The sequence below is a fragment of the Bacillus sp. ok061 genome, assembly GCF_900108285.1.
GTDB lineage: Bacteria > Bacillota > Bacilli > Bacillales > Bacillaceae_G > Bacillus_A > Bacillus_A thuringiensis_S.
Genome location: NZ_FNUW01000013.1, coordinates 64669 through 86096 on the forward strand (window position 1 = coordinate 64669; position 21428 = coordinate 86096).

Consider the following 21428-nt stretch of genomic DNA (forward strand, 5'->3'; position numbering starts at 1 on the left):
ATTCACACCTTTTTCATCCCTTATTAACGGGCAAATTAGTTCAATTCATAATCAAAGGGGGGATCCCCCTTTGATTAGAATTGATCTTTCTTCTTATTCACTTTTAAACTCACCAATTAGCTCTTGTAATTCCTGAGAAAGCCAACTTAAAGAAGTCGCTAATTCTGCAATATCTTGTACTGATATTTCTTGCTCTTTCATGCTTTCTTCAACATTACTACTGCTGCTGGCATAAGTATTTGCAATATGTGATAATTCATTTACGACTTGAACAATATTCTGGCTATTTTGTAAAATGTCACTCGAATTACCAGAGACAGCTTTTACTTGATCTGTAACAGATTGCGCTGATTTTGAAATTTTTTCAAAGAAATCTCCACTACTTTGAACAAGTGAAATTCCAGTTTCTACTTCTTTTGAACCTTTTTGCATTGAAACTACAGCATCTTCTGTCTCAGCTTGTGTTTCACCAATTAATTTCGCTATATCTTTTGCAGACGCTTCAGTTTGTTCTGCTAATTTTCGTACTTCATCAGCAACAACTGCAAACCCTCTTCCAGCTGCTCCAGCACGTGAAGCCTCAATAGAAGCATTTAAAGCTAATAAATTTGTTTGATTTGAAATACCTGTAATTACAGTTACGATATCACTAATTTCTTTTGACCTTGTTTCTAACGAATAAATGATGGAAGATAAATCCTGTACTGCATTTTGGATTAAACTCATTTGATTAATAATTTGTCCAATCACTTCATTACCTTCAATTGAATGTTGCTCCATACCTTCAGAAGCAACCGCAACTTGTTTTGCAGCCCCAGTTATCTCTTCTACCTTATCTTCCATTCCATGTACAATTCCTAAACATTGTTGTACTGAAGTTTTTTGAGACTGTGCCCCTACTCTTAAACCTTCAATAGAACTTGCAATCTCTTGAACTGCCATACTGTTTTCCTCTGTACTCGCCGACAATTCTTGTGAAGAAGAAGAAACTTGCTCAGCAGTTTGCCTTACTTTATCTATAATCCCTTTAAATTTTTCAATCGTGTTATTGAAATAAACATTAATAATTCCAATATCATCTGGTCTTTCTTTTAATTTAATACTTAAATCACCTTCACCAATTTTACGTAATCCTTCTCGTAAATCTTTTAATGGAGCTAGCGAGTGACGCACGATAAAGAATTGAGTAATAGTCGCAATTGCTAATGAAATAATGATAAAGAGTAAGCCCTGTATCATAAACTTCTCTTTTGTAATAGGAACAATGGAAGCATCTAAGTCAGCCGCAATAATTGCAACAATATTGTTTTCTCCATCTGTAATTGGTTCTAATATTGTCACCCACGAACCTATTTCATCTTCATATACTTCTGTCATTTGGGCCTTTTTCGTATCAATGACCTTATCGTATGCCTTCATCCAATGAGCGGGTTGTTCATAATAATCTCCCGGCTTTATAGGGAATGCATTTGTTAACTCTGTAGTCAAACCAACGAGTTGTAATTCTCGCTTTTCATTCGGCTTTGCTCCTGTAACATACGTTTGTCCAACACTTTTCAATTCTTTTGACACTTCATCTAATTTCTCTGTTAACTTTTCTTTTTTCACTTTTTCGGCTGTAGGATCTTTCGCCATGTCTCTAACTAATTCTACATCCAATTTTTTCAACACTATTTCTCCTGTTTCAATAGACTGTCTTTCAAATAAAGACATCATACTATTTTGAAACATGTTGAAACTTAACGCGCCCATACTTCCAACAAGTGTCAAAATAACTAATACGGTTAATAAGACGTTCTTTTGAAGGAACGATAACTTATGCCAATATTTTTTCATTAATATCCACCTTCCTTAATGATTCTAAACAAAAAAAACAAAATATATGAATATTTTGTTTAAAGATGTTTCTCAATATGTTCGAGAATAAAAAAAAGCCAATGTAAACGCATTGGCCAAGACCAACCCTATCCGTCCGGTAACTGGCTAGCATAGCCTTTCGACCTTAGCTCCTGTAGTTTTGCGTCCTCATGTTTCCATCAGTTTGCCTTTCTCGCTGAACGAGTTGAACGATATGGGAGTTCTATGAGAATCATATATTCTCTATCAAAGGTTACAACATATAAATCAAAATGTCTACTTATTTAGAGATATAAATACAAATTTTTAACGAATTGCTTTTTCGAAATAATTTCAAAAAGTACGTGAATGTTACTTTTTTTGTGTTATATAATAAAAAATGTATAAATAACAAGGATTTCTTCGGGTATTTATTTAATTTTCATTCAAATTAAACTATTCAAATATATCTTAACTAATGAATTTCGGAGGTAGTTTATCATGTTTTGGCTACAATTTCTTACCTTGTTACTCTGTATTTTTATTGGTGCACGCCTAGGCGGAGTTGGTTTAGGAGTAATGGGTGGAGTTGGTATGGCAATACTCGTTTTTGTCTTCCACTTACAACCGACCGCGCCTCCTATCGATGTAATGCTTATGATTTTGGCAGTAATTACAGCCGCTGGTGCTTTGCAAGCCGCTGGAGGAATGGACTACCTTGTTCATCTAGCTGAAAAGGCATTACGAAAAAATCCAAAACGCATTACATTCTTTGCTCCAATTGTTACTTATTTATTTACACTTTGTGCAGGAACTGGTCACGTTGCTTATTCTGTACTTCCTGTTATTGCAGAAGTCTCTCGTGAATCAGGGATTAGACCGGAACGCCCAATGTCGATTGCCGTAATCGCTTCTCAACAAGCAATTACAGCTAGTCCAATTTCAGCTGCCACAGTTGCTCTTTTAGCAATGTTAGCTGACTATAAAATCACTTTATTAGATATTTTAAAAGTGAGTATTCCTTCTACTTTCATTGCTTGTATGTTAGCAGCATTCGTTGCTAGTAAGATGGGAAAAGAATTAAATGAAGACCCTGAATACTTAAAACGATTAAACGAAGGAATGATTCCTAAGCTTGAAGAGAAAAAAGAATTTGTAGGTGTAAAGGGCGCAAAATTATCAGTTATCCTTTTCCTTGTAGGAACCTTCCTTGTTGTACTTCTTGGTTCATTTGAAGCACTTCGTCCAGGATGGATAGTTGATGGGAAGTTAGCTCGTCTTTCCATGCCGAACACAATTGAGATGGTTATGTTAACTATCGCGGCTCTTATTATTATTTTCTGTAAACCAAATGTAGAAAGCATTGTGTCTGGTAACGTCTTTAAAGCAGGTACAACAGCAGTTGTTGCTATTTTCGGTATCGCTTGGATGGGAGATACTTTCTTTAATGGAAACTTAAATATGATTCAAGGATCCATTCAGCATTTAGTAACAAGTGCCCCTTGGCTATTTGCCATCGCACTATTCATTCTATCTATTTTACTGTACAGCCAAGCAGCAACAGTTCGTGCCTTAATGCCACTTGGACTATCTCTTGGCATTCCACCAGCGCTACTGATTGCGATGTTCCCTGCAGTAAATGGATATTTCTTCATTCCAAACTATGGAACAATCGTTGCTGCCATTAACTTTGACCGTACTGGTACAACAGGTATCGGTAAATACGTATTAAATCATAGTTTTATGATTCCGGGCCTAATTGCAACATTTACTTCTATCGGAATTGGAATGCTCTTAATTTCAATTATGTTTTAAAGAAAAAGCACAAACCTTTATTTAAAAAGGTTTGTGCTTTTTTAATCAAATGTTTGTTTAAATTTTGGGGCAGTCTATTTCTCCATGTAGCACTTAAAATACTACACGTCCTTCTCTACAAACTTCTCTTTACTTCTTCAGCTAATTTTCTCGTACTTTCATACGCAGATTCAGCTAAACTAATTGCTGAAATAACTGAAACACCGTCCGCACCCGCTTCTATAACTGCAGCTGTATTTTCAATTGTAATCCCACCAATACCAACGATTGGCACTGTAATTCCTTGTTCTCTAAAATAAGCTAATCCTTTCGTTCCTTGAACCGCTTTCGTATCTTTTTTCGTACTCGTTGGGAAAATAGGTCCAACACCTAAATAATCTGCTCCATTTTCGATTGCAAAGCGTGCTTCTTCAATTGTATGAGCAGATACGCCGATAATTTTATCTCCCATTTTTTCACGAACAGATGTAATCCCTTCATCAGTTTGTCCTACATGAACACCGTCTGCATCTAATTCAATGGCTAATTCTACATCATCATTTACAATGAAAGGAACACTATATTCCTTACAAAGCGTCTGCAATTCTTTTGCAAAGCGCACTCTATCTTCTCCGATTAAAGAACCTTCCCCCTTCTCGCGAAACTGAAAAATTGTCACTCCACCATCTAACGCTTCTTTCAATACAGCTAAAGGATCCCTCGTGCAGTTATTACTTCCCATAATAAAATACACTTGCAATAGCTTAGACATTTTATCTATTTCAATGCGTGCCATTTCTTTCACTCCCTCTTACTCTAACTCCTCAATCTTTCCATACTTCTCAATATCACCAGAAGTAGTATTCGCTAACTGATTTAAAAATTCAATTTGGAAACTACCAGGTCCCTTTTCCACTGTCTTAGCAGCTGCCAGTTCCGAAGCTACACCATAAAACGTTAATGCGGCTACTGCTGCTTTTACATAATCTTTTTCCACTGCTACAAATGCTCCTATTACAGAAGTTAGTAAACAACCTGTTCCCGTAACTTTCGTTAAAATAGGGTGACCATTTCGAATAACAATAGTTCTCTCTCCATCTGTAACAACATCTTCTTTTCCAGTAATGACCGCAACTGTATTTAGTTCATCTGCTGCCTGCCTTGCAATACTTACAACATTGCCATTTCCAGTACCAGCGTCTACCCCTTTAATTTCCCATTTCTCATTAATAACATTTGCTATTTCAGCTGCATTTCCGCGGATAATTGCTAAATCGATTTCAGCCGGAATATGTCTCGCAACTTCTGTTCGATACGAAGTTGCTCCTGCACCAACTGGATCAAATAGTACTGGCACATTGTTCGCATTTGCTGATTTACCCGCGAGTAACATCGCTTCTACTTCTTCAGGACGAAGTGTCCCCATATTTAATACTAACGCTCCAGCAATGCTAGCCATTTCTGCTACTTCTTCTTTTGCATACGCCATTACAGGCGATGCCCCAAGTGCCAACAAACCGTTAGCAGTAAAATTTGTTACAACAACATTTGTAATATTATGAACAAGCGGATTAGATTCTCTCACCAAATCCACTACTTTACTAATTTCTTTCATATTCATCCTTTTCATCTCCTAACTATAATGATGGGAGATACACAAAAAGACACTTTGCGCGTACGCAAAGTGCCTGAACATGTGCTTTTACACTCTCCCTACGCTGGCATTATCCAACAGGTTCAAATGGTCAATGACGGACTAGTAGTCATACTCTCAGTTTGTATCCACAAACTCCCATGTGTTTCTTATTCATCTATTTCAAAGTCTACTCTTATTCTAGTAAAATAACAAGTTCTTTACTTTTCAATACGGAAAACAAAGAGTGCTAGGAAGCTCGTCCTATCACTCTTTTACATTATTATTTTAGACCTTTTGATATTTCTTTAACCGTTTCTGATACAGAGTCAAGTCCGTCAACAACAGCGCCTCTATCTACTACAAAGATATAATCAGGATTTTTCTCAAGAATGTATTCGAATGAAACTTTATTACCATGTGTATCTGCTTTAAGGTCTGCTTCAACGCATACACTTAAAAATCTGAAATTTATATCAATCTTATTTTTATATTTGTAAAACCCTTGTTGTTAATTGAAGCAAGAAGCATACAAACCTTGAGGACAACTGAATCTCAAGAAGATGTATGCTATATTTAACGTATGGAAATTTGAAAGGATGTTTTTAATATGTCAAAAAGCGTTGTAATCGCTGAAAAACCTTCCGTTGCACGAGATATCGCTCGTGTACTGAAGTGTGATAAAAAAGGAAACGGCTATCTTGAGGGTAATAAATATATTGTAACTTGGGCTTTAGGTCATCTCGTTACATTAGCTGATCCAGAAAGCTATGATGTGAAATATAAACAGTGGAATTTAGAAGATTTACCGATGCTACCAGAGCGTTTGAAATTAACAGTGATTAAACAAACTGGTAAACAGTTTAATGCTGTAAAGAGTCAGCTACTTAGAAAAGATGTAAATGAAATTATTGTAGCAACAGACGCTGGACGTGAAGGAGAATTAGTCGCACGCTGGATCATCGATAAAGTTAAGCTAAGCAAACCAATCAAACGTTTATGGATTTCTTCTGTAACCGATAAAGCAATTAAAGATGGTTTTGCAAATTTAAAACCAGGTAAAGCCTATGACAATTTATACGCTTCAGCAGTTGCACGTTCAGAAGCTGACTGGTATATCGGTCTTAACGCAACTCGCGCTTTAACGACTCGCTTTAATGCTCAGTTAAATTGCGGCCGTGTACAAACGCCTACTGTCGCTATGATTGCTAGTCGTGAAGATGAAATTAAGAACTTCAAAGCACAAACTTACTACGGCATCGAAGCTCAAACAATGGAGAAGCTTAAACTTACTTGGCAAGATGCAAATGGCAATAGCCGTAGTTTTAATAAAGAAAAAATTGATGGTATTGTAAAAGGTGTAGATAAACATAATGCTACTGTTGTGGAAATTGACAAAAAACAGAAGAAGTCATTCTCTCCTGGTCTTTACGATTTAACTGAATTACAACGTGATGCAAATAAAAAGTTCGGTTACTCTGCGAAAGAAACATTAAACATTATGCAAAAGTTATATGAACAACATAAAGTGCTAACGTACCCTCGTACAGATTCACGCTACATTTCATCTGATATCGTTGGAACACTTCCAGAACGTTTAAAAGCATGTGGCGTTGGAGAGTACCGTCCTTTAGCACATAAAGTATTACAAAAGCCTATCAAGGCTAATAAATCATTTGTTGATGATAGTAAAGTAAGCGATCATCATGCGATTATTCCAACAGAAGGATACGTTAACTTCTCAGCATTCACAGATAAAGAACGCAAAATTTATGATTTAGTTGTAAAACGTTTCTTAGCTGTTTTATTCCCAGCATTCGAATACGAGCAACTAACATTACGTACCAAAGTTGGTAGTGAAACGTTCATTGCACGCGGAAAAACGATTTTACATGCTGGTTGGAAGGAAGTATACGAAAATCGCTTTGAAGACGATGATGTAACTGATGACGTAAAAGAGCAGATTCTACCTCACATTGAAAAGGGCGATACATTAACTGTAAAGTTACTTATGCAAACATCAGGCCAAACGAAAGCACCTGCACGTTTTAACGAGGCAACTTTACTTTCAGCAATGGAGAATCCTACAAAATATATGGATACGCAAAATAAACAACTTGCTGATACGTTAAAATCGACTGGTGGATTAGGTACTGTAGCAACACGTGCAGATATTATCGACAAACTTTTCAACTCTTTCTTAATTGAAAAACGTGGTAAAGATATTCACATTACATCAAAAGGTCGTCAATTACTTGATTTAGTACCAGAAGAATTAAAATCACCTACACTAACTGGTGAGTGGGAACAAAAACTCGAGGCAATTGCAAAAGGAAAATTAAAGAAAGAAGTATTCATTTCGGAAATGAAGAACTATACGAAAGAAATTGTTTCTGAAATTAAATCGAGTGATAAAAAATATAAACATGACAACATTTCAACGAAGTCTTGTCCAGACTGCGGTAAACCAATGTTAGAAGTAAACGGCAAAAAGGGAAAAATGCTCGTATGCCAAGATCGTGAATGTGGTCATCGTAAAAATGTATCTCGTACAACAAACGCTCGCTGTCCGCAATGTAAGAAGAAACTAGAATTACGTGGTGAAGGTGCAGGTCAAATCTTTGCATGTAAATGTGGCTATCGCGAGAAATTATCAACATTCCAAGAGCGACGTAAAAAAGAATCTGGAAACAAAGCTGATAAACGTGACGTTCAAAAATATATGAAACAACAGAAAAAAGAAGAAGAACCATTAAATAATCCATTCGCAGACGCATTAAAAAAATTAAAATTTGATTAAACAAAAAGGTTCCTACCTCTATCGGTAGGAACCTTTTATTTTAGTGAATGATTTTACTTCCTTTTGCATTCTCGACGAATTTTTCACTTGATTTGTTAATTGGTGTTTTCAGTAATAACGCAGCAACGATCATAACTACTACGAAAGCACTTAACACAAGTAAATCTCGCGTTACGATATCCCAAAGCATTCCGCCTACTGTTTCACGAATTGCACTAATTGCATACGTGAACGGTAAGAACGGATAAATTGCTTGGAAGAACGCTGGTGTCATTTGAATTGGGAATGTTCCGCCCGATCCTGCTACTTGCAGTACAAGTAAAATGATCGCCATCGATTTCCCAACGTTTCCGAAAATAGAAACGAGTGAGTATACGATACAAACAAAGACTCCACCAATAAATAAACTAAATAACACAAACCAGAATTTATCGACTACGTACGTACCGAGTAAGAATATATCTCCCATCGATACGATAAACGCTTGTGAAAGACCTATCGTTAAGAATGTTAATAAACGTCCGAAGTAAATTTCATGGCTCTTATAATTCGCGCCCTCTTCGTGTACTTCTACTGTTAATAATGAAACCATTAATAATGCGCCTACCCATAATGCAAGCACTGTATAGAATGGTGACATCGCTGAACCGTAATTCGGCATCGCAAATAATTTATTCTCTTTTAAATTTACTGGATTCGCAAAGTAATCACTTTGCTTCTCAACATCATTTTTCAATAAGCGTATAATGTCTTTTAAATCCTCTTCAGATTCAAAATCACGAATTTTATTTGCTAAGTCTTTAATCTTTTTCTCAGTCTCCGGCATTTCAGCTTTAATGTCTACTAATTTCTTTTTACCGTCTACTAAGCCTTTTGATGAATCTTCTAGTAATTTTTTAACATCTGGAAGCTTTTTGTCTGCCTCTTTTAAAATTTGAGATGTGTTTTTAGACATACGTTTCGTACGTTCAATTGCTGTGTTAAAGTTTGGAACGATTTCTGAATCATATGTTGCTAAGAAATCGCCTAATTGAGCTGAAGCATTTTTAGTCGCTTCATTAATGCTTTCTACAACCTCTTTTGTAGGCTTCTGTCCATTATTAATTAGTGTAGTTGCTTTATTCGTCGCATCTATACCTTTTTGAACAGAATTTTGTATTTTGTTCAATTTTGCAATTCCGCCATTAAGGTTTTTTCCGCTATTTACATCTGCTAATACCTTATTTGTGCTTTCTAGAACTGGAATCGCATCACCAATTAGATTATTAGTAGCTTGTAGTTGACCATTTAAATCGTTTAAAGCTACTTTTGTACTATCTAATCCATTAACACCTCTATTATTTACGTCTGCTATAACACCTTCTAAATTATTTTTTGCCTTTTCATATTCATTTTTCACACTATCGTATGCTTCATTTGCATCAGCTTTAGCTTGATCGACTGTGCTGACTGCTTTTTTATAATCTGCTACAAACGTTTCATTATAATCTTTTTCCGCTTGATCAATTAATCCATTTGCTGCATCTAATTTTTGATTCGCTACATCTGTTACATCTTTCTTTACTTCTTGTCCTGTACCGATAACATTTACAATATCTTTAATACCCTTGTTTGCATTTTCCATACCGCTTTTTAGCTTAGTTAAGCGATCCACTCGCCCTTGGAAAAAGCTTTGACCAAAATCAGTCGTCGCTGACTTTTGAAGTTCAGTAAATACATTAATAAGATATGCAATACTATCTGTACGCCCTTGAAGATTTTCAGAAACCGCATTAAGGTCTTGTTTTGCCTTTTCTGGATCAAACTGACCATTTTGCAATCCATTCACAACACTTTTTCCGTATGCTGTTCCTGCACGTGCTGAGTTTAAAACGTTATTAACTGTTTGATTAATGTTTCTTGCAATGTTTTTATAACCTTCATCATTCATCTTTGAAAGATCAGGGCGTGCTGGGAACTCCGGTAATCCCTTCATACCAGAAAGGTCTATCCCTGGATTCATTAAAAAGTTCGTAAAAGCATTGGCCTTATCCATTACATCTTTTGCTACAGTTAAATTGTTTCTCATTGTTCCAGGTGCGTTCTTTAAAGTTTCATCATTATTTGCAAAGAATTTATCTAAATTCCCTAACGCTTCTTGCCCATCATTCATAACACTCTCTACAACCGGCAACTCTTTCTGCGCTACTTTCACAACATCTTCTGCTCGAGTTGCATCATCTAACGCCTTATCCATAAGTGTATTCATTTCTGGGAACTGCGCTTCTAACTTAAATACAAGATCTTTTACTTTTTCGATACTTGGTAAGTTTGTTTCTAAATCGATTCCAAGGTCATTGAAAATTTTAAAAATCTCACCGTTTGCTGTTTTAACAAAGTTTTTACTAATTTCTTCTGTAATACCTGATGCACCTTTTGCTGTAATCTTCGGTGCAATCGCGTTTACTTTTTCATTCACATAGTAATCCAGTTCTGGTTTTTTAGGATTTTCATCCAGAACAGTTGCAATTTTTTCAGAGAAGTCTTTTGGAATCGTAATACTTGCATAATAATCCCCACGCTCAACTCCGTAAATTGCTTGTTTTTCATCTACAAATTTCCAGCCAAGATTTTTGTTTTTCTTAAGGGAGTCTACAATCTCTTTCCCGATATTAATATCTTTCCCTCTTAAATTAGAACCTGCATCTTGGTTAGAAACTGCAATGGGAACCTCTTTTGTATTTCCATACGGATCCCAAGAAGCTTTAATGTTAAACCATGCATATAACGATGGTAAAATCATTAATCCTAAAACAATAACAATTGCAGCCCAATGTTTGGCTACATTCCGTAAATCTGTCTTATAAATACGCCAAATTTGTTTCATAGAAGTTATCACCTAATTATATATTTTTCCTTCTTTAGAAAATGATACATGCATTTTGCAATTATATCACTTTCTACATCGTGTATTAACCAAAAACGTACTATTTTTTCCCATTAACTTTCACTTACTTTATTATATAACGAAGTGAGTCAAAGTATGAATACAAAATGACCAAATCGGTTTTACATTCAATAATAACAAATATATATGAAATGTCATAAAAAATACAAGTATTTTCTCTTGGAAATACTTGTATTCCTAAAAAAATCCTCACAGCTTTTATTCACTGTGAGGATTTCTTCTATTATATATCCAATTGCACCTCTACACCGAAATGATCTGAAATTACATTTCTGTTTGTACCATTAAAAACAACTTTTGAAGAATGAACTTTTTTACTTTGGTTACACAATATTAGATCGATTCGCAAATTATGTTTATTTTCATCCCAACCAGCAATCACGCCTTGGACAGTCGTTCCTTCATCCTTCTCTATTGCTAATTCATATGTGTCATACAACCCTTTTTGCATCATATACTCATAACCTTCGCCTTCCAACCGAGCATTGTTATTAAAATCCCCCATTAAGAAGGCGAGCTTATTGCTATCTACACGCTCCATCAAACGATCGACTTGACCTTTGAATGACTCTTCTTCATCATTCCACCAACCGAGATGGCAAGAGTAAAACGTTATATCCTTACCATTATAAGCAATTGTTGTACTTACAATTTTACGCGTTTTCCAATACGTTGTATCCTCGTTTTCTGAAATGAAGAACGTATCTTCTTTTATAATATTATGCTTCGTTATAATCGCTAATCCTTCTTCGTACACGTCATAACCAATATGAGAGAAACCCCAAGTAATATTGTAATCTTTTACATGTAGCGCTTTTAACTCTTCTAATAGTAAAAGTCCAAAATTATCTTCTTTCTTGTTACCGCATACATTTTCAGCTTGTATGGACTGACTTACTTCTTGCAATGCGATGACATCGTACTCTTCTTCTTGAATTACTTTAGCAAGGTATTGTATCTTTTCTATTTGATTCTCTTCTTGCCAAGAATGACAGTTTAAAGTTAGCAATTTCATATTATTACGCACCTAACATATCTTGAATGTCTGACTTTAATACGTCAGCTTTCGGACCATATACCGCTTGTACACCTTTATCTTTTACAATAAGCCCTAAAGCACCATTTTGTTTCCACTGTGCTTCTGGTGCAACAACATCTAAATCTTTTACTGTTACACGTAAGCGTGTCATACAAGCATCTACGTCAGCAATATTTTCTTTTCCACCTAATAAATCGATAACTTTTGTTGCTAATGAACCGTCTTGTACATTTCCTGTTCCTTCTGATGCCTCATCTTCATTATCAATATAGTTACCTGCACGCCCTGGTGTTGGTAAGTTGAATTTTTTAATTAAGAAATTAAATAGTGTAAAGTTAAGACCGAAGAACAATAATGAAACAATAACAAAGTTGATTAAGTCTCTTGTTAAACCTGCGTTAACCATCATTGGTGTACGAGTAATTAACTCAATAAATCCAAATGCGTGAACACGTAAGTTAATTAAATCAGCTAGCGCGAATGCAAGTCCTGTTGTAATAGCATATACAACATATAATACTGGAGCAATAAACATGAACATGAATTCAATTGGTTCTGTTACACCTGTTAAGAATACTGCTAATGCTGCTGATAAAAACATTGGTTTATATTTTGCACGCTTTTCTTTATCAACGTTACGGAACATCGCAAATGCAATACCCATTAACGCTGCTGTTGAGCCGATAACTTGTCCAGCTTTGAAACGAGCTGGTACAACGTTATTTAATAAATCGTTATATGCCTTCGTATCTCCATTTGCTAATAAATTATTTAAATCTGTAATCCATGCAAGCCATAATGGATCTTGTCCTGCTACAACTTGTCCAACTTTTGAACCAGTTAGCATCGTATATGTTCCGCCTAGCTCTGTATAGTTCATCGGAATCGTTAACATATGGTGTAAACCAAATGGTAATAATAAACGCTCTAACGTTCCATATACAAACGGTGCAACAACTGGTGCACTATCTTTTGAAGCTGCAATCCAGCGACCAAATTCATTTAACCCACTTTGGATGAATGGCCATAGAAGTGATAATACAATCGCAGTAACTGTAGACCAAAGAATTACAACGAATGGTACAAATCGTTTTCCATTAAAGAATGCTAATGCCTGTGGCAGTTTATTATAGTTATAATATTTGTTATATAGATTAGCTCCTAAGAAACCTGTGATAATCCCCACGAAAACTCCCATGTTTAATGCTGGTGCACCAAGTACAGAAGTAAAGTAATCTTTTACAAGTAAATCTCCTGCTATTACTGAAGAAACTGTCGCTTTTGAATCCGCTAACATTTGAGCGTTTACTCCAAATATAGCTCCTGTAATTCGGTTTGTTAAGACGAATGCTAATAGCGCTGCAAATGCACCACCTGCACGATCCTTCGCCCAAGATCCCCCAATTGCTACTGCGAATAAGATGTGTAGATTTGTAATGATTGCCCAACCGATGTCTTCCATTACGCGAGCGATTGTATGAACTGCGTTAACATCCCCAGCAGACATCCCAATTAACTTACCGATGGAAATCATTAAACCAGCTGCTGGCATTACAGCTACAACAACTAATAAAGCTTTCCCGAACTTTTGCCAAAAATCAAAAGACGTAATTTTCATCTGTTCTTCCTCCCCTTTATTTATAAAAACATAATGATTTAAATTATAATTTCTGTCCCTTTCATGAAAACGATTCCTTATATCACTTTTCTCTCTTTACGCAACCGTTTTCATAAATCTATTTTAATAAAAGCGTTTTCACATTGCAATAGAAATTTATTTTTTTTCATAAAAAAAGATGCTCAAAGAGCATCCTTTTTTATTACGAAATGCGATAAACCCTTGTTTCATAAGGTTTTAAAGCAATTGTTGTTACTTCTTCATGTTCCGCAACTTCATAGTTATTTAAAAGCAAACGTTTGCGTTCTAGTGCAAATGAACCCTCATTATACACAGCTTCCTCTTTTGAGATATTACTAATTACAATGACTTTTTCATCCTGTAACGTACGTGTATATGCATAAATTTGTGGGTCGTCTTCTAAAAGTAAATCGTACGTACCATAGTTCAGTACATCGTGCTCTTTTTTCAGGGCAATCATTTTCTTATAGAAATTGAAAATAGACTTTTCTTCATTTTTTTGCTTTTCAACATTAATTTCTTTGTAATTTGGATTCATGCTAAACCAAGGTGTACTTGTTGTGAAACCAGCATTCACCTCATCATTCCACTGCATAGGTGTACGTGAATTATCGCGGCAAGAAGCCCATATAATCTCCATCATATCTTGATGTGGTACGCCCTCTGCAATTTTCTCGCGATATAAATTTTTAATTGCTACATCATCGTAATCTTCAATATTTGGTAACTGAACATTTGTCATACCAATTTCTTGTCCTTGATAAATAAACGGTGTACCGTGCATAAAGAAATACATCGCTCCTAGAGCTGTTGCACTTTCACGCCAATATTTTTTATCATCTCCCCACGTTGAAACGATACGTGGTTTATCGTGATTCTCAATATATAAAGCGTTCCATCCTTTATTTTCTAATCCTTTTTGCCATTTCGTTAATACTTTTTTCAATCCTACAACATCAAGGTCTTTCTTCTTCTCTGCATCCCATAAACTTAAATGTTCAAACTGGAATACCATATTGAACTTACCTTGCTCTTCTCCAACCCAAAGCTCAGCATCTTCAACCTTAACGCCATTTGCTTCACCAACAGTCATAATATCGTACTTAGAGAATGTATTTTCTTTTAGCTCTTCTAATAAAGGTTGAATACCTTTCACATTCATATGTTTATCAAAAGATGGCACATATTTTAACTCTTTTGGATTGGGCATATCCTTGAGGCCTTCTTCTTTTTTAATATGACTGATCGCATCAACACGGAAACCATCAATACCTTTATCAAGCCACCAATTAACCGTATCATATAGTACTTCGCGAACTTCTTTATTCTCCCAGTTTAAATCTGGTTGTTTACGTGAGAATAAATGTAAATAATATTGTTCTGTTTCTTCATCATATTCCCATGCCGAACCATTAAAAATACTTTCCCAATTGTTTGGCTCCGCACCATCTTTACCATCATGCCAAATATACCAATCACGCTTCGGATTATCTTTAGATGAACGTGATTCAATAAACCATGGATGTTCATCACTCGTATGATTAATAACTAAATCAATAATAAGCTTCATATCACGCTTATGAACTTCATCTAGTAAAGCATCAAAGTCTGCCATTGTACCAAACTCATCCATAATATCTTGATAATCACTAATATCATAACCATTATCATCATTAGGTGACTTATACATTGGACAAATCCAAATTACATCTATACCTAAATCTTTTAAATAATCCAGTTTTGCAATAATACCTTGTAAATCTCCAATACCATCACCATTTGAATCCATAAAGCTTCGTGGATAAATTTGATAAGCAACTGCTTCTTTCCACCATGTCTTATTCATAGTCCTTCTCTCCTTTTGCATCCCATCGGAATTTTATGCAAACGTTTTCGTAACACTATCATAACAAAATATGAACAGTTTGCAACTGTTTTCATTGAACTCTATGTAGATTCTTTATTCTTATGCTTTATTTATTTCTCACAAAGGTAAATCTCATTCTTCACCTCTCCTTGTCCACGCGTATTACAGACATTTTTCATATATTAATAAAAATCTCTGATTATTTTAGAAAGGAGTAATAAATTGAAGCAAACAAAATTAACAGGTCGTATCGTTGTTCCCGCAGATTCTGACTACGACGTAGCCCGAATGAATTTAAATTTAAGTATTCCAAAACTCCCTTGTATTATTGTTTTTTGTCAAAATAACAAGGATGTCTGTAACGCCTTAAAATGGGCACGTGAACGTCATATACCATTTCGGTTAAGAAGTGGACGTCATAGCTATGAAAATTTTTCTCTTTTAAATAGAGGACTTATTATTGATGTGAGTGAAATGCATCGCATTACTGTTAATACAGAGAAATTAACAGCAACAATTGAGGCTGGTGCAAATCTTGGCACTGTTTATAAAGAACTTTGGAATTACGGTGTTACAATTCCTGCTGGTACAAGTGCAAGCGTTGGCATTGTTGGATTAACACTTGGTGGTGGCATCGGTATGCTTTCGCGCTTATTGGGATTAACATGTGATCAATTAATGGAAGTGGAAATGGTACAAGCGTGCGGAAAATTTGGTGCAAAACTCATTCGTGCAAACGAACAAGAAAATTCTAACCTTTTTTGGGCGTGCCGTGGTGGCGGTGGTGGAAACTTCGGAATTGTTACTTTCTTAACTTTTCGAGTCCACCCTATAAAAAATGTATCAATTTTCTCAATCACATGGGAATGGGAAGACTTTATTGATGCATTTCAAGCGTGGCAAAACTGGGCACCTCATGTAGATGAACGTCTCACTTCATCGATCGAATTATTCGCCAAACAACGAAATAAAATCGAAGCACAAGGCGAGTTTGTCGGTTCTCCCTCTGAACTCTATTCCCTATTATCCCCTCTTCTTGAAACTGGTAGCCCCTCTCTCTTTATAGAAGAAGTTCCTTATATAAAGGCTGTTGAATTTTTTAATGGCGGTAACATCCCTGAAAATTTCAAGCGCTCTGGTTCCTATGTCTATAAACCTATTCCCCTTAAAGGCATTCAAATCATGCAATACTTTCTTTCTCATGCCCCAAATAAAGATGCTAGTATTTGGCATCAATCGCTCATAGGTGCTGTTGAAAATATTTCGCCGAATGAAACGGCTTATTTTCATCGTAAAGCAATTATTGCTCAAGAATACATTACCTCTTGGAAATGCGATGATGAAGAAAATCGAAATATACGCTGGGTTAAAGATTTACGAGAAAGCTTAGATCCTTATACACTAGGTGACTATGTGAACTGGCCCGATATCGACATTAAAAATTGGGAAACTAGTTATTATGGCTCTAACTTTCACAGATTGCGTAAAGTAAAAACCATGTATGATCCTTGTAATGTTTTTCATTTTCAACAAAGTATTCCTCCTTTTCATACGTGAAAAAAGGGGATAACATAAAAAAAATCACCCAATATACAGTTACCTCGCAGTATGTTGGATGATTCAAGTTGATTTTCTATATCGTTTCAAATCCTTGCTCCTACTCTTAAACTTTTACTTACAGATTAATTGTATTTCGTATCATTTTCATGCAATGAATGTAATTTAATATTTGGTACTTTATCTTTTTCAATACCTCTATTATAAGAAACAGGAACTTGAAATTCGAATTGCTTTGTCTCATGTTTTTGTAAATAGACTGGTTTCGGTACTGGATAGCTTTTTGAATTCTCGTTTGCATTATCATATAAAACAACTTTTAATGCTTGTGAATGATTACGATAATTTTTTAAAGTAACAATGCACTTCGGTTGGATATTCTCTCCATTTTTCTCCATTCTACACTGGCTATCTTCTTTTTTATATTCTATTGCTTCTACCTCTGTTTTTCCTGCGTAGTACCATGTTTTATTCAATGTCTGGAGGATTGTATTTAAAATAAACGGCATCATTAAAATCAAAATACTAATGCCTACTACTTTTATCTTATTCATTTTTCTAAATGTACTAGACTCCTTTTTTCCTAGCCATTTTAAAAATAATATAAATGCAATTACATGTAGTATGAAAGAAACAATCCATATATTTGAGACTTTATAATCCATATAAACATACGTATGTATCGGAATCTTATAGACATTGAATAGTTTTTCCCCAATTAATTCATTATCATTTGGAATTTTTAATAATAACAAAACCCCTATACTGTAACAAATAGCTACTAATCGATCATACTCAATACGAATCATTCTTTCTCCCCTTCACTTTGTTTTTTATTATCGATTTTAGCTATTATTACCATACTATACAATCTTTTTATAGAGGATAACGTAAAAAAGTTCCTTATAAATATATAAAGAACCTTATTAATATACATTATGAATTAAAAAATCAATATACAATATTCACATAGAGATTTCTTCAAAATATGTTGGATCATGTATTGTAATTTTTTTATCTAAAATTGTAACAATGCTATTATTTTTTAATTGTTTTAATACGCTGCTAACTGTCTCTCGAGATGTTCCAGATATTTTGGATATTTCAATTGTTGTAAGTGGACATGAAATTACAATCTTTTCCCCACTCTGTTCTCCTAAATCCTGCATTAAATAATTTAACGTTTGGATAACCCGATCTTGTGCATTAGGAATTGTAATATTTTGCACTCGATTTTCGTTCAATTTTAATATAGATGATAATTGCTGAACAACGTACATCAATTGCGTTCTGCTGGATTTTACCATATCTTCAAAGATTACCGTTGGAATATAATATACTTCCACATCCGTCATTGCTTCTGCTGTATAGTTATATCCTCTGTCTGTAAACATACCACCATAAGGAAAAATAGAATACCGCTTTACATAGTCATCGTATAATAAGTTCCCATTTTGATTAACCCGCTCTAACTTTACAAACCCCTCTAACATGAAGTAAATTCTTTCCCTTAAATCTCCTTCTAAAAATAAAAATTGACCTTTTTTATAAGTTCGCCAATAAACAAACTCTGTTAAGCCTTTCAATTTTTTTTCTGTTAAATGAGCAAATAATTCGAACTGCTTTAAGTCTTTCACTACGTTCCGTCTATTCATAAAATTCCCTCTCTCTTGCTGTATGTTGGAGCGAAAAATCAAGAAAGCGTATTCAATTTGAATTTTATCATAATTAACTTATATATTCAGATTTCATCATGAAAACTTTATGAACAATGAGTACAAAAAATATTAATAAATAAAAAGAATGAAGTTATTAACCTCATTCTTTTTTTACTACTAAGTAGCGTACATAATAATTTAAACATACATGCATATATTCTGTTTTGAAATAATAGTACCAGCTTTTTCTTCTAGTGCTTCATATACTTTTTCTAAAGACGTAATAATTGTTTTTCTTTTTGGATTTGTATTAACAAAATTAATAGCAGCTTCAATTTTTGGAAGCATGCTTCCCGCAGCAAATTGTTGTTCTTCAATATATTCTTCTAATTGATTCACTGTGACATGCTCTAATTTTTTTTGATTCGGTTGATTATAATTTACATACACATGATCAACTGCAGTTAAAATAACGAGCGTATCGGCATCTACTAATTCTGCTAATTTCTGCGCAGCGAAATCTTTATCGATAACCGCTTCAGTTCCTTTTAACCCTTCTTCGGAATCAATTACTGGAATTCCACCTCCGCCAACAGCTATCACTATGTTTCCATCTTCGACCAAAGAATTAATCACTTTATGTTCATGAATACTTACAGGCTTCGGTGATGGAACAACACGTCTCCACCCTCTACCAGCATCTTCTTTAAACACTGCTTTTGTTTCATCCATTAATCTTCTGGCCTCTTCTTCTGTATAAAAAAGACCAATTGGTTTAGTTGGATTTTTAAATGCCTCATCTTTTTTATCCACAACAACGCGTGTTATAACCGTTGCTACATCTTTGTTTATATTCCGTTTTTTCAATGCCTTTTCAATCGCATTTTCCATCCAATATCCAATCATCCCTTGGCTCATTGCCCCACAAGTATCTAATGGCATTGCAGGTGTCTTTTCCGTTTCTGCAGCTTTTTGCTGTAATAAAATATTCCCCACTTGTGGGCCATTTCCATGCGCAATTACTATATCCACATCATTTTCCATTATTTTCACAAGTTGTTCCGCCGTTTTTTCCAACGCTTCTTGCTGCGCTCCCGCAGTAGCTTCTCCAGACTGTATCGCATTTCCCCCTAGTGCAACTACAATTTTTCTTCGTGCCATATTTCAGCCCTCCAGTTGATTTCGCTTTCACAGCGCTTTATAAAGTAATACTGCCTGTAATTAATCCATAAATCGCAAAGAATGCTAAGGCACCAATTGCTACGGATGATGCTAATTCCACTCGAGTAAATATTTGCTTCGAACTCTTTTGCTTTTGAACATTGTAAAAAATAAAAATACCTGGCGCATATAAAGTCATTGTTAGTAATAAATACTCTAAACCAGCTGCATAAACTAACCACACACCATAAATACTTGCTATCAAACCAATTATTATATTTTTATTTCGATCTACTTCTTCAGATTTTAAGCTATGCTTCAGTTGATAAAATGCTGAAAAAGCATATGGGATTAAAATGGCTGAAGATGCTAAAGAGAATGCAAAGTTATACGCCTGATCAGAAACGACGAATGTTAACAAGAATATTTGAATTAAACCATTTGTTATCCATAATGAATTTACTGGAGCCTTATTTTTATTTTCTTTTGCGAACCATTTTGGAAATACTCCATCTTTAGCCGCTAAATATGGAATTTCAGAAGCGAGCAAAGTCCAACCTAACCAAGCACCTAATACAGAGATGACCAAACCTAAATTTATAAAGATAGCACCCCATTTTCCAACAACACTTTCAAATAAATAAGCCATAGCTGGATTCTTCAAACCAGCAATATCTGCTTGCTGCATAAGTCCAAGAGACAATAATGTGATTAAAATGTAAATAATGAGTGTACCAATTAAGCCAATAACCGTTGCTTTCCCTACATCACTTCTATTTTTTGCTCGACTGGATAAAACAACAGCCCCTTCTACACCAATAAATACCCATAGAGTTACAAGCATTGTACTTTTAACTTGGCTGCCAACTGCTCCCCATGAAAAAGAACCAGTTTGCCCCCAAAATCCATCTAAGAACGTATCAATATGAAACGCGAAGATTCCTATGACAATAAATACAAATACAGGTACTAATTTTGCGATTGTAGTTACTAAATTCACAAGTGCTGCTGATTGAACTCCACGTAAAATTAACATGTGAACACACCACAATAATACGCTTGCACCAATAATGGATTCTACATTTTGACCGCCTTCAAAGATCGGGAAGAAATATCCTAATGAAGAAAATAATAATGTACCGTAAGCTACATTCCCAAGCCAAGCAGATAGCCAGTATCCCCACGCACTATTAAATCCCATAAAATTACCAAATCCTGCTTTTGCATAGCTAAAAATACCACCATCTAAATCTGGCCGTCTTACAGTTAGATTTTGAAAAGATAATCCAAGTGCAATCATCCCAATTCCTGTTATAACCCAGCCAATAATAATGGCTCCAGCACCAGCACCTTTTGCCATATCACTCGCTAAATTAAAGGCTCCACCGCCAATCATAGACCCAACTACAAGAGCCGTTAGTGTAAACAACCCTAATTTCTTATCTTCACCCATTCCACTCACCTCTCTTTAATTGCAATAACAATACAAAAGCAATA

At 35.0% G+C, this 21428-nt stretch carries 14 protein-coding genes, 1 pseudogene and 2 riboswitches; of the genes and pseudogenes, 3 read left to right on the forward strand and 12 right to left on the reverse strand.

The features are described from left to right. Window positions 1–93: 93 nt before the first annotated feature. Complete coding sequence (locus C4S65_RS17945) at window positions 94–1836, reverse strand: methyl-accepting chemotaxis protein (protein ID WP_000761082.1); 1743 nt, start codon at window positions 1834–1836, stop codon at window positions 94–96. A gap of 135 nt (window positions 1837–1971) precedes the next feature. Next, a riboswitch (cyclic di-GMP riboswitch) is annotated at window positions 1972–2056 on the reverse strand. A 281-nt stretch (window positions 2057–2337) separates the two neighbouring features. Here C4S65_RS17945 and C4S65_RS17950 point away from each other — a divergent pair. Further along, window positions 2338–3651 carry an anaerobic C4-dicarboxylate transporter gene (locus tag C4S65_RS17950; RefSeq protein ID WP_061666201.1) on the forward strand — a complete coding sequence of 438 codons (1314 nt, stop codon included), beginning with the start codon at window positions 2338–2340 and terminating at the stop codon, window positions 3649–3651. Window positions 3652–3766: 115 nt separating this feature from the next. Here C4S65_RS17950 and thiE read toward each other — a convergent pair whose 3' ends face one another. The 3 genes and pseudogenes from thiE to C4S65_RS35255 all read right to left on the reverse strand — a co-directional run. Beyond that, the gene (gene thiE, locus C4S65_RS17955) at window positions 3767–4426 is read right to left on the reverse strand and encodes a thiamine phosphate synthase (protein WP_098838726.1); all 660 of its coding nucleotides are present in this window, start codon (window positions 4424–4426) and stop codon (window positions 3767–3769) included. Window positions 4427–4441: 15 nt separating this feature from the next. After that, a complete protein-coding gene (gene thiM, locus C4S65_RS17960; RefSeq protein ID WP_098222649.1) occupies window positions 4442–5251 on the reverse strand; it encodes a hydroxyethylthiazole kinase in 810 nt (269 codons plus the stop codon). A 72-nt stretch (window positions 5252–5323) separates the two neighbouring features. After that, a riboswitch (TPP riboswitch) is annotated at window positions 5324–5436 on the reverse strand. A 110-nt stretch (window positions 5437–5546) separates the two neighbouring features. Next, window positions 5547–5711: pseudogene (locus C4S65_RS35255) on the reverse strand (ABC transporter); the annotation flags it as partial. Window positions 5712–5873: 162 nt separating this feature from the next. Between C4S65_RS35255 and topB the strand changes: the two are divergent. After that, the gene (gene topB / locus C4S65_RS17970; protein ID WP_098285928.1) at window positions 5874–8063 is read left to right on the forward strand and encodes a DNA topoisomerase III; all 2190 of its coding nucleotides are present in this window, start codon (window positions 5874–5876) and stop codon (window positions 8061–8063) included. Between the two features lie 40 nt (window positions 8064–8103). Here the strand turns inward: topB and C4S65_RS17975 are convergent, their stop codons facing one another. The 4 genes from C4S65_RS17975 to C4S65_RS17990 all read right to left on the reverse strand — a co-directional run bounded on the left by C4S65_RS17975 (window position 8104) and on the right by C4S65_RS17990 (window position 15534). After that, entirely contained in the window at window positions 8104–10929 is a 2826-nt protein-coding gene (locus tag C4S65_RS17975) for a YhgE/Pip domain-containing protein (protein ID WP_086406858.1), read from the reverse strand. A gap of 304 nt (window positions 10930–11233) precedes the next feature. After that, window positions 11234–12025, reverse strand: coding sequence for an endonuclease/exonuclease/phosphatase family protein (locus tag C4S65_RS17980; protein WP_061666196.1), 792 nt, complete (start codon window positions 12023–12025; stop codon window positions 11234–11236). Window positions 12026–12029: 4 nt separating this feature from the next. Next, the gene (locus tag C4S65_RS17985) at window positions 12030–13667 is read right to left on the reverse strand and encodes a PTS transporter subunit IIBC (protein WP_000705567.1); all 1638 of its coding nucleotides are present in this window, start codon (window positions 13665–13667) and stop codon (window positions 12030–12032) included. A 202-nt stretch (window positions 13668–13869) separates the two neighbouring features. Then, the gene (locus C4S65_RS17990) at window positions 13870–15534 is read right to left on the reverse strand and encodes an alpha-glucosidase (RefSeq protein WP_086406859.1); all 1665 of its coding nucleotides are present in this window, start codon (window positions 15532–15534) and stop codon (window positions 13870–13872) included. A gap of 243 nt (window positions 15535–15777) precedes the next feature. On the opposite strand from C4S65_RS17990, the gene C4S65_RS17995 reads away from it, so the two are divergent. Next, window positions 15778–17112, forward strand: a complete 1335-nt coding sequence (locus tag C4S65_RS17995) for an FAD-binding oxidoreductase (RefSeq protein WP_086406860.1) — start codon at window positions 15778–15780, stop codon at window positions 17110–17112. 125 nt (window positions 17113–17237) lie between these two features. Here the strand turns inward: C4S65_RS17995 and C4S65_RS18000 are convergent, their stop codons facing one another. The 4 genes from C4S65_RS18000 to arcD form a co-directional block, all read right to left on the reverse strand. Continuing rightward, window positions 17238–17921 (reverse strand): ABC transporter permease, encoded by a 684-nt coding sequence (locus C4S65_RS18000; protein ID WP_103945375.1) that lies wholly within the window; start codon window positions 17919–17921, stop codon window positions 17238–17240. A gap of 156 nt (window positions 17922–18077) precedes the next feature. Continuing rightward, the gene (locus C4S65_RS18005) at window positions 18078–18767 is read right to left on the reverse strand and encodes a Crp/Fnr family transcriptional regulator (protein WP_086406862.1); all 690 of its coding nucleotides are present in this window, start codon (window positions 18765–18767) and stop codon (window positions 18078–18080) included. Between the two features lie 201 nt (window positions 18768–18968). Continuing rightward, the gene (gene arcC, locus C4S65_RS18010) at window positions 18969–19931 is read right to left on the reverse strand and encodes a carbamate kinase (protein WP_103945376.1); all 963 of its coding nucleotides are present in this window, start codon (window positions 19929–19931) and stop codon (window positions 18969–18971) included. 37 nt (window positions 19932–19968) lie between these two features. Continuing rightward, window positions 19969–21384 carry an arginine-ornithine antiporter gene (gene arcD, locus C4S65_RS18015; protein ID WP_061666191.1) on the reverse strand — a complete coding sequence of 472 codons (1416 nt, stop codon included), beginning with the start codon at window positions 21382–21384 and terminating at the stop codon, window positions 19969–19971. Between the last annotated feature and the right edge of the window lie 44 nt (window positions 21385–21428).

Excerpts from the sequence above, each read along its gene's own strand:
- C4S65_RS17990 (WP_086406859.1), bottom strand. The coding sequence starts at position 15,534 with ATGAATAAGACATGGTGGAAAGAAGCAGTTGCTTATCAAATTTATCCA.
- thiE (WP_098838726.1), bottom strand. The coding sequence starts at position 4,426 with ATGGCACGCATTGAAATAGATAAAATGTCTAAGCTATTGCAAGTGTAT.
- C4S65_RS17985 (WP_000705567.1), bottom strand. The coding sequence starts at position 13,667 with ATGAAAATTACGTCTTTTGATTTTTGGCAAAAGTTCGGGAAAGCTTTA.
- C4S65_RS17980 (WP_061666196.1), bottom strand. The coding sequence starts at position 12,025 with ATGAAATTGCTAACTTTAAACTGTCATTCTTGGCAAGAAGAGAATCAA.
- arcD (WP_061666191.1), bottom strand. The coding sequence starts at position 21,384 with ATGGGTGAAGATAAGAAATTAGGGTTGTTTACACTAACGGCTCTTGTA.
- C4S65_RS17950 (WP_061666201.1), top strand. The coding sequence starts at position 2,338 with ATGTTTTGGCTACAATTTCTTACCTTGTTACTCTGTATTTTTATTGGT.
- C4S65_RS17975 (WP_086406858.1), bottom strand. The coding sequence starts at position 10,929 with ATGAAACAAATTTGGCGTATTTATAAGACAGATTTACGGAATGTAGCC.
- thiM (WP_098222649.1), bottom strand. The coding sequence starts at position 5,251 with ATGAATATGAAAGAAATTAGTAAAGTAGTGGATTTGGTGAGAGAATCT.
- C4S65_RS18000 (WP_103945375.1), bottom strand. The coding sequence starts at position 17,921 with ATGATTCGTATTGAGTATGATCGATTAGTAGCTATTTGTTACAGTATA.
- C4S65_RS18005 (WP_086406862.1), bottom strand. The coding sequence starts at position 18,767 with ATGAATAGACGGAACGTAGTGAAAGACTTAAAGCAGTTCGAATTATTT.
- arcC (WP_103945376.1), bottom strand. The coding sequence starts at position 19,931 with ATGGCACGAAGAAAAATTGTAGTTGCACTAGGGGGAAATGCGATACAG.
- topB (WP_098285928.1), top strand. The coding sequence starts at position 5,874 with ATGTCAAAAAGCGTTGTAATCGCTGAAAAACCTTCCGTTGCACGAGAT.
- C4S65_RS17945 (WP_000761082.1), bottom strand. The coding sequence starts at position 1,836 with ATGAAAAAATATTGGCATAAGTTATCGTTCCTTCAAAAGAACGTCTTA.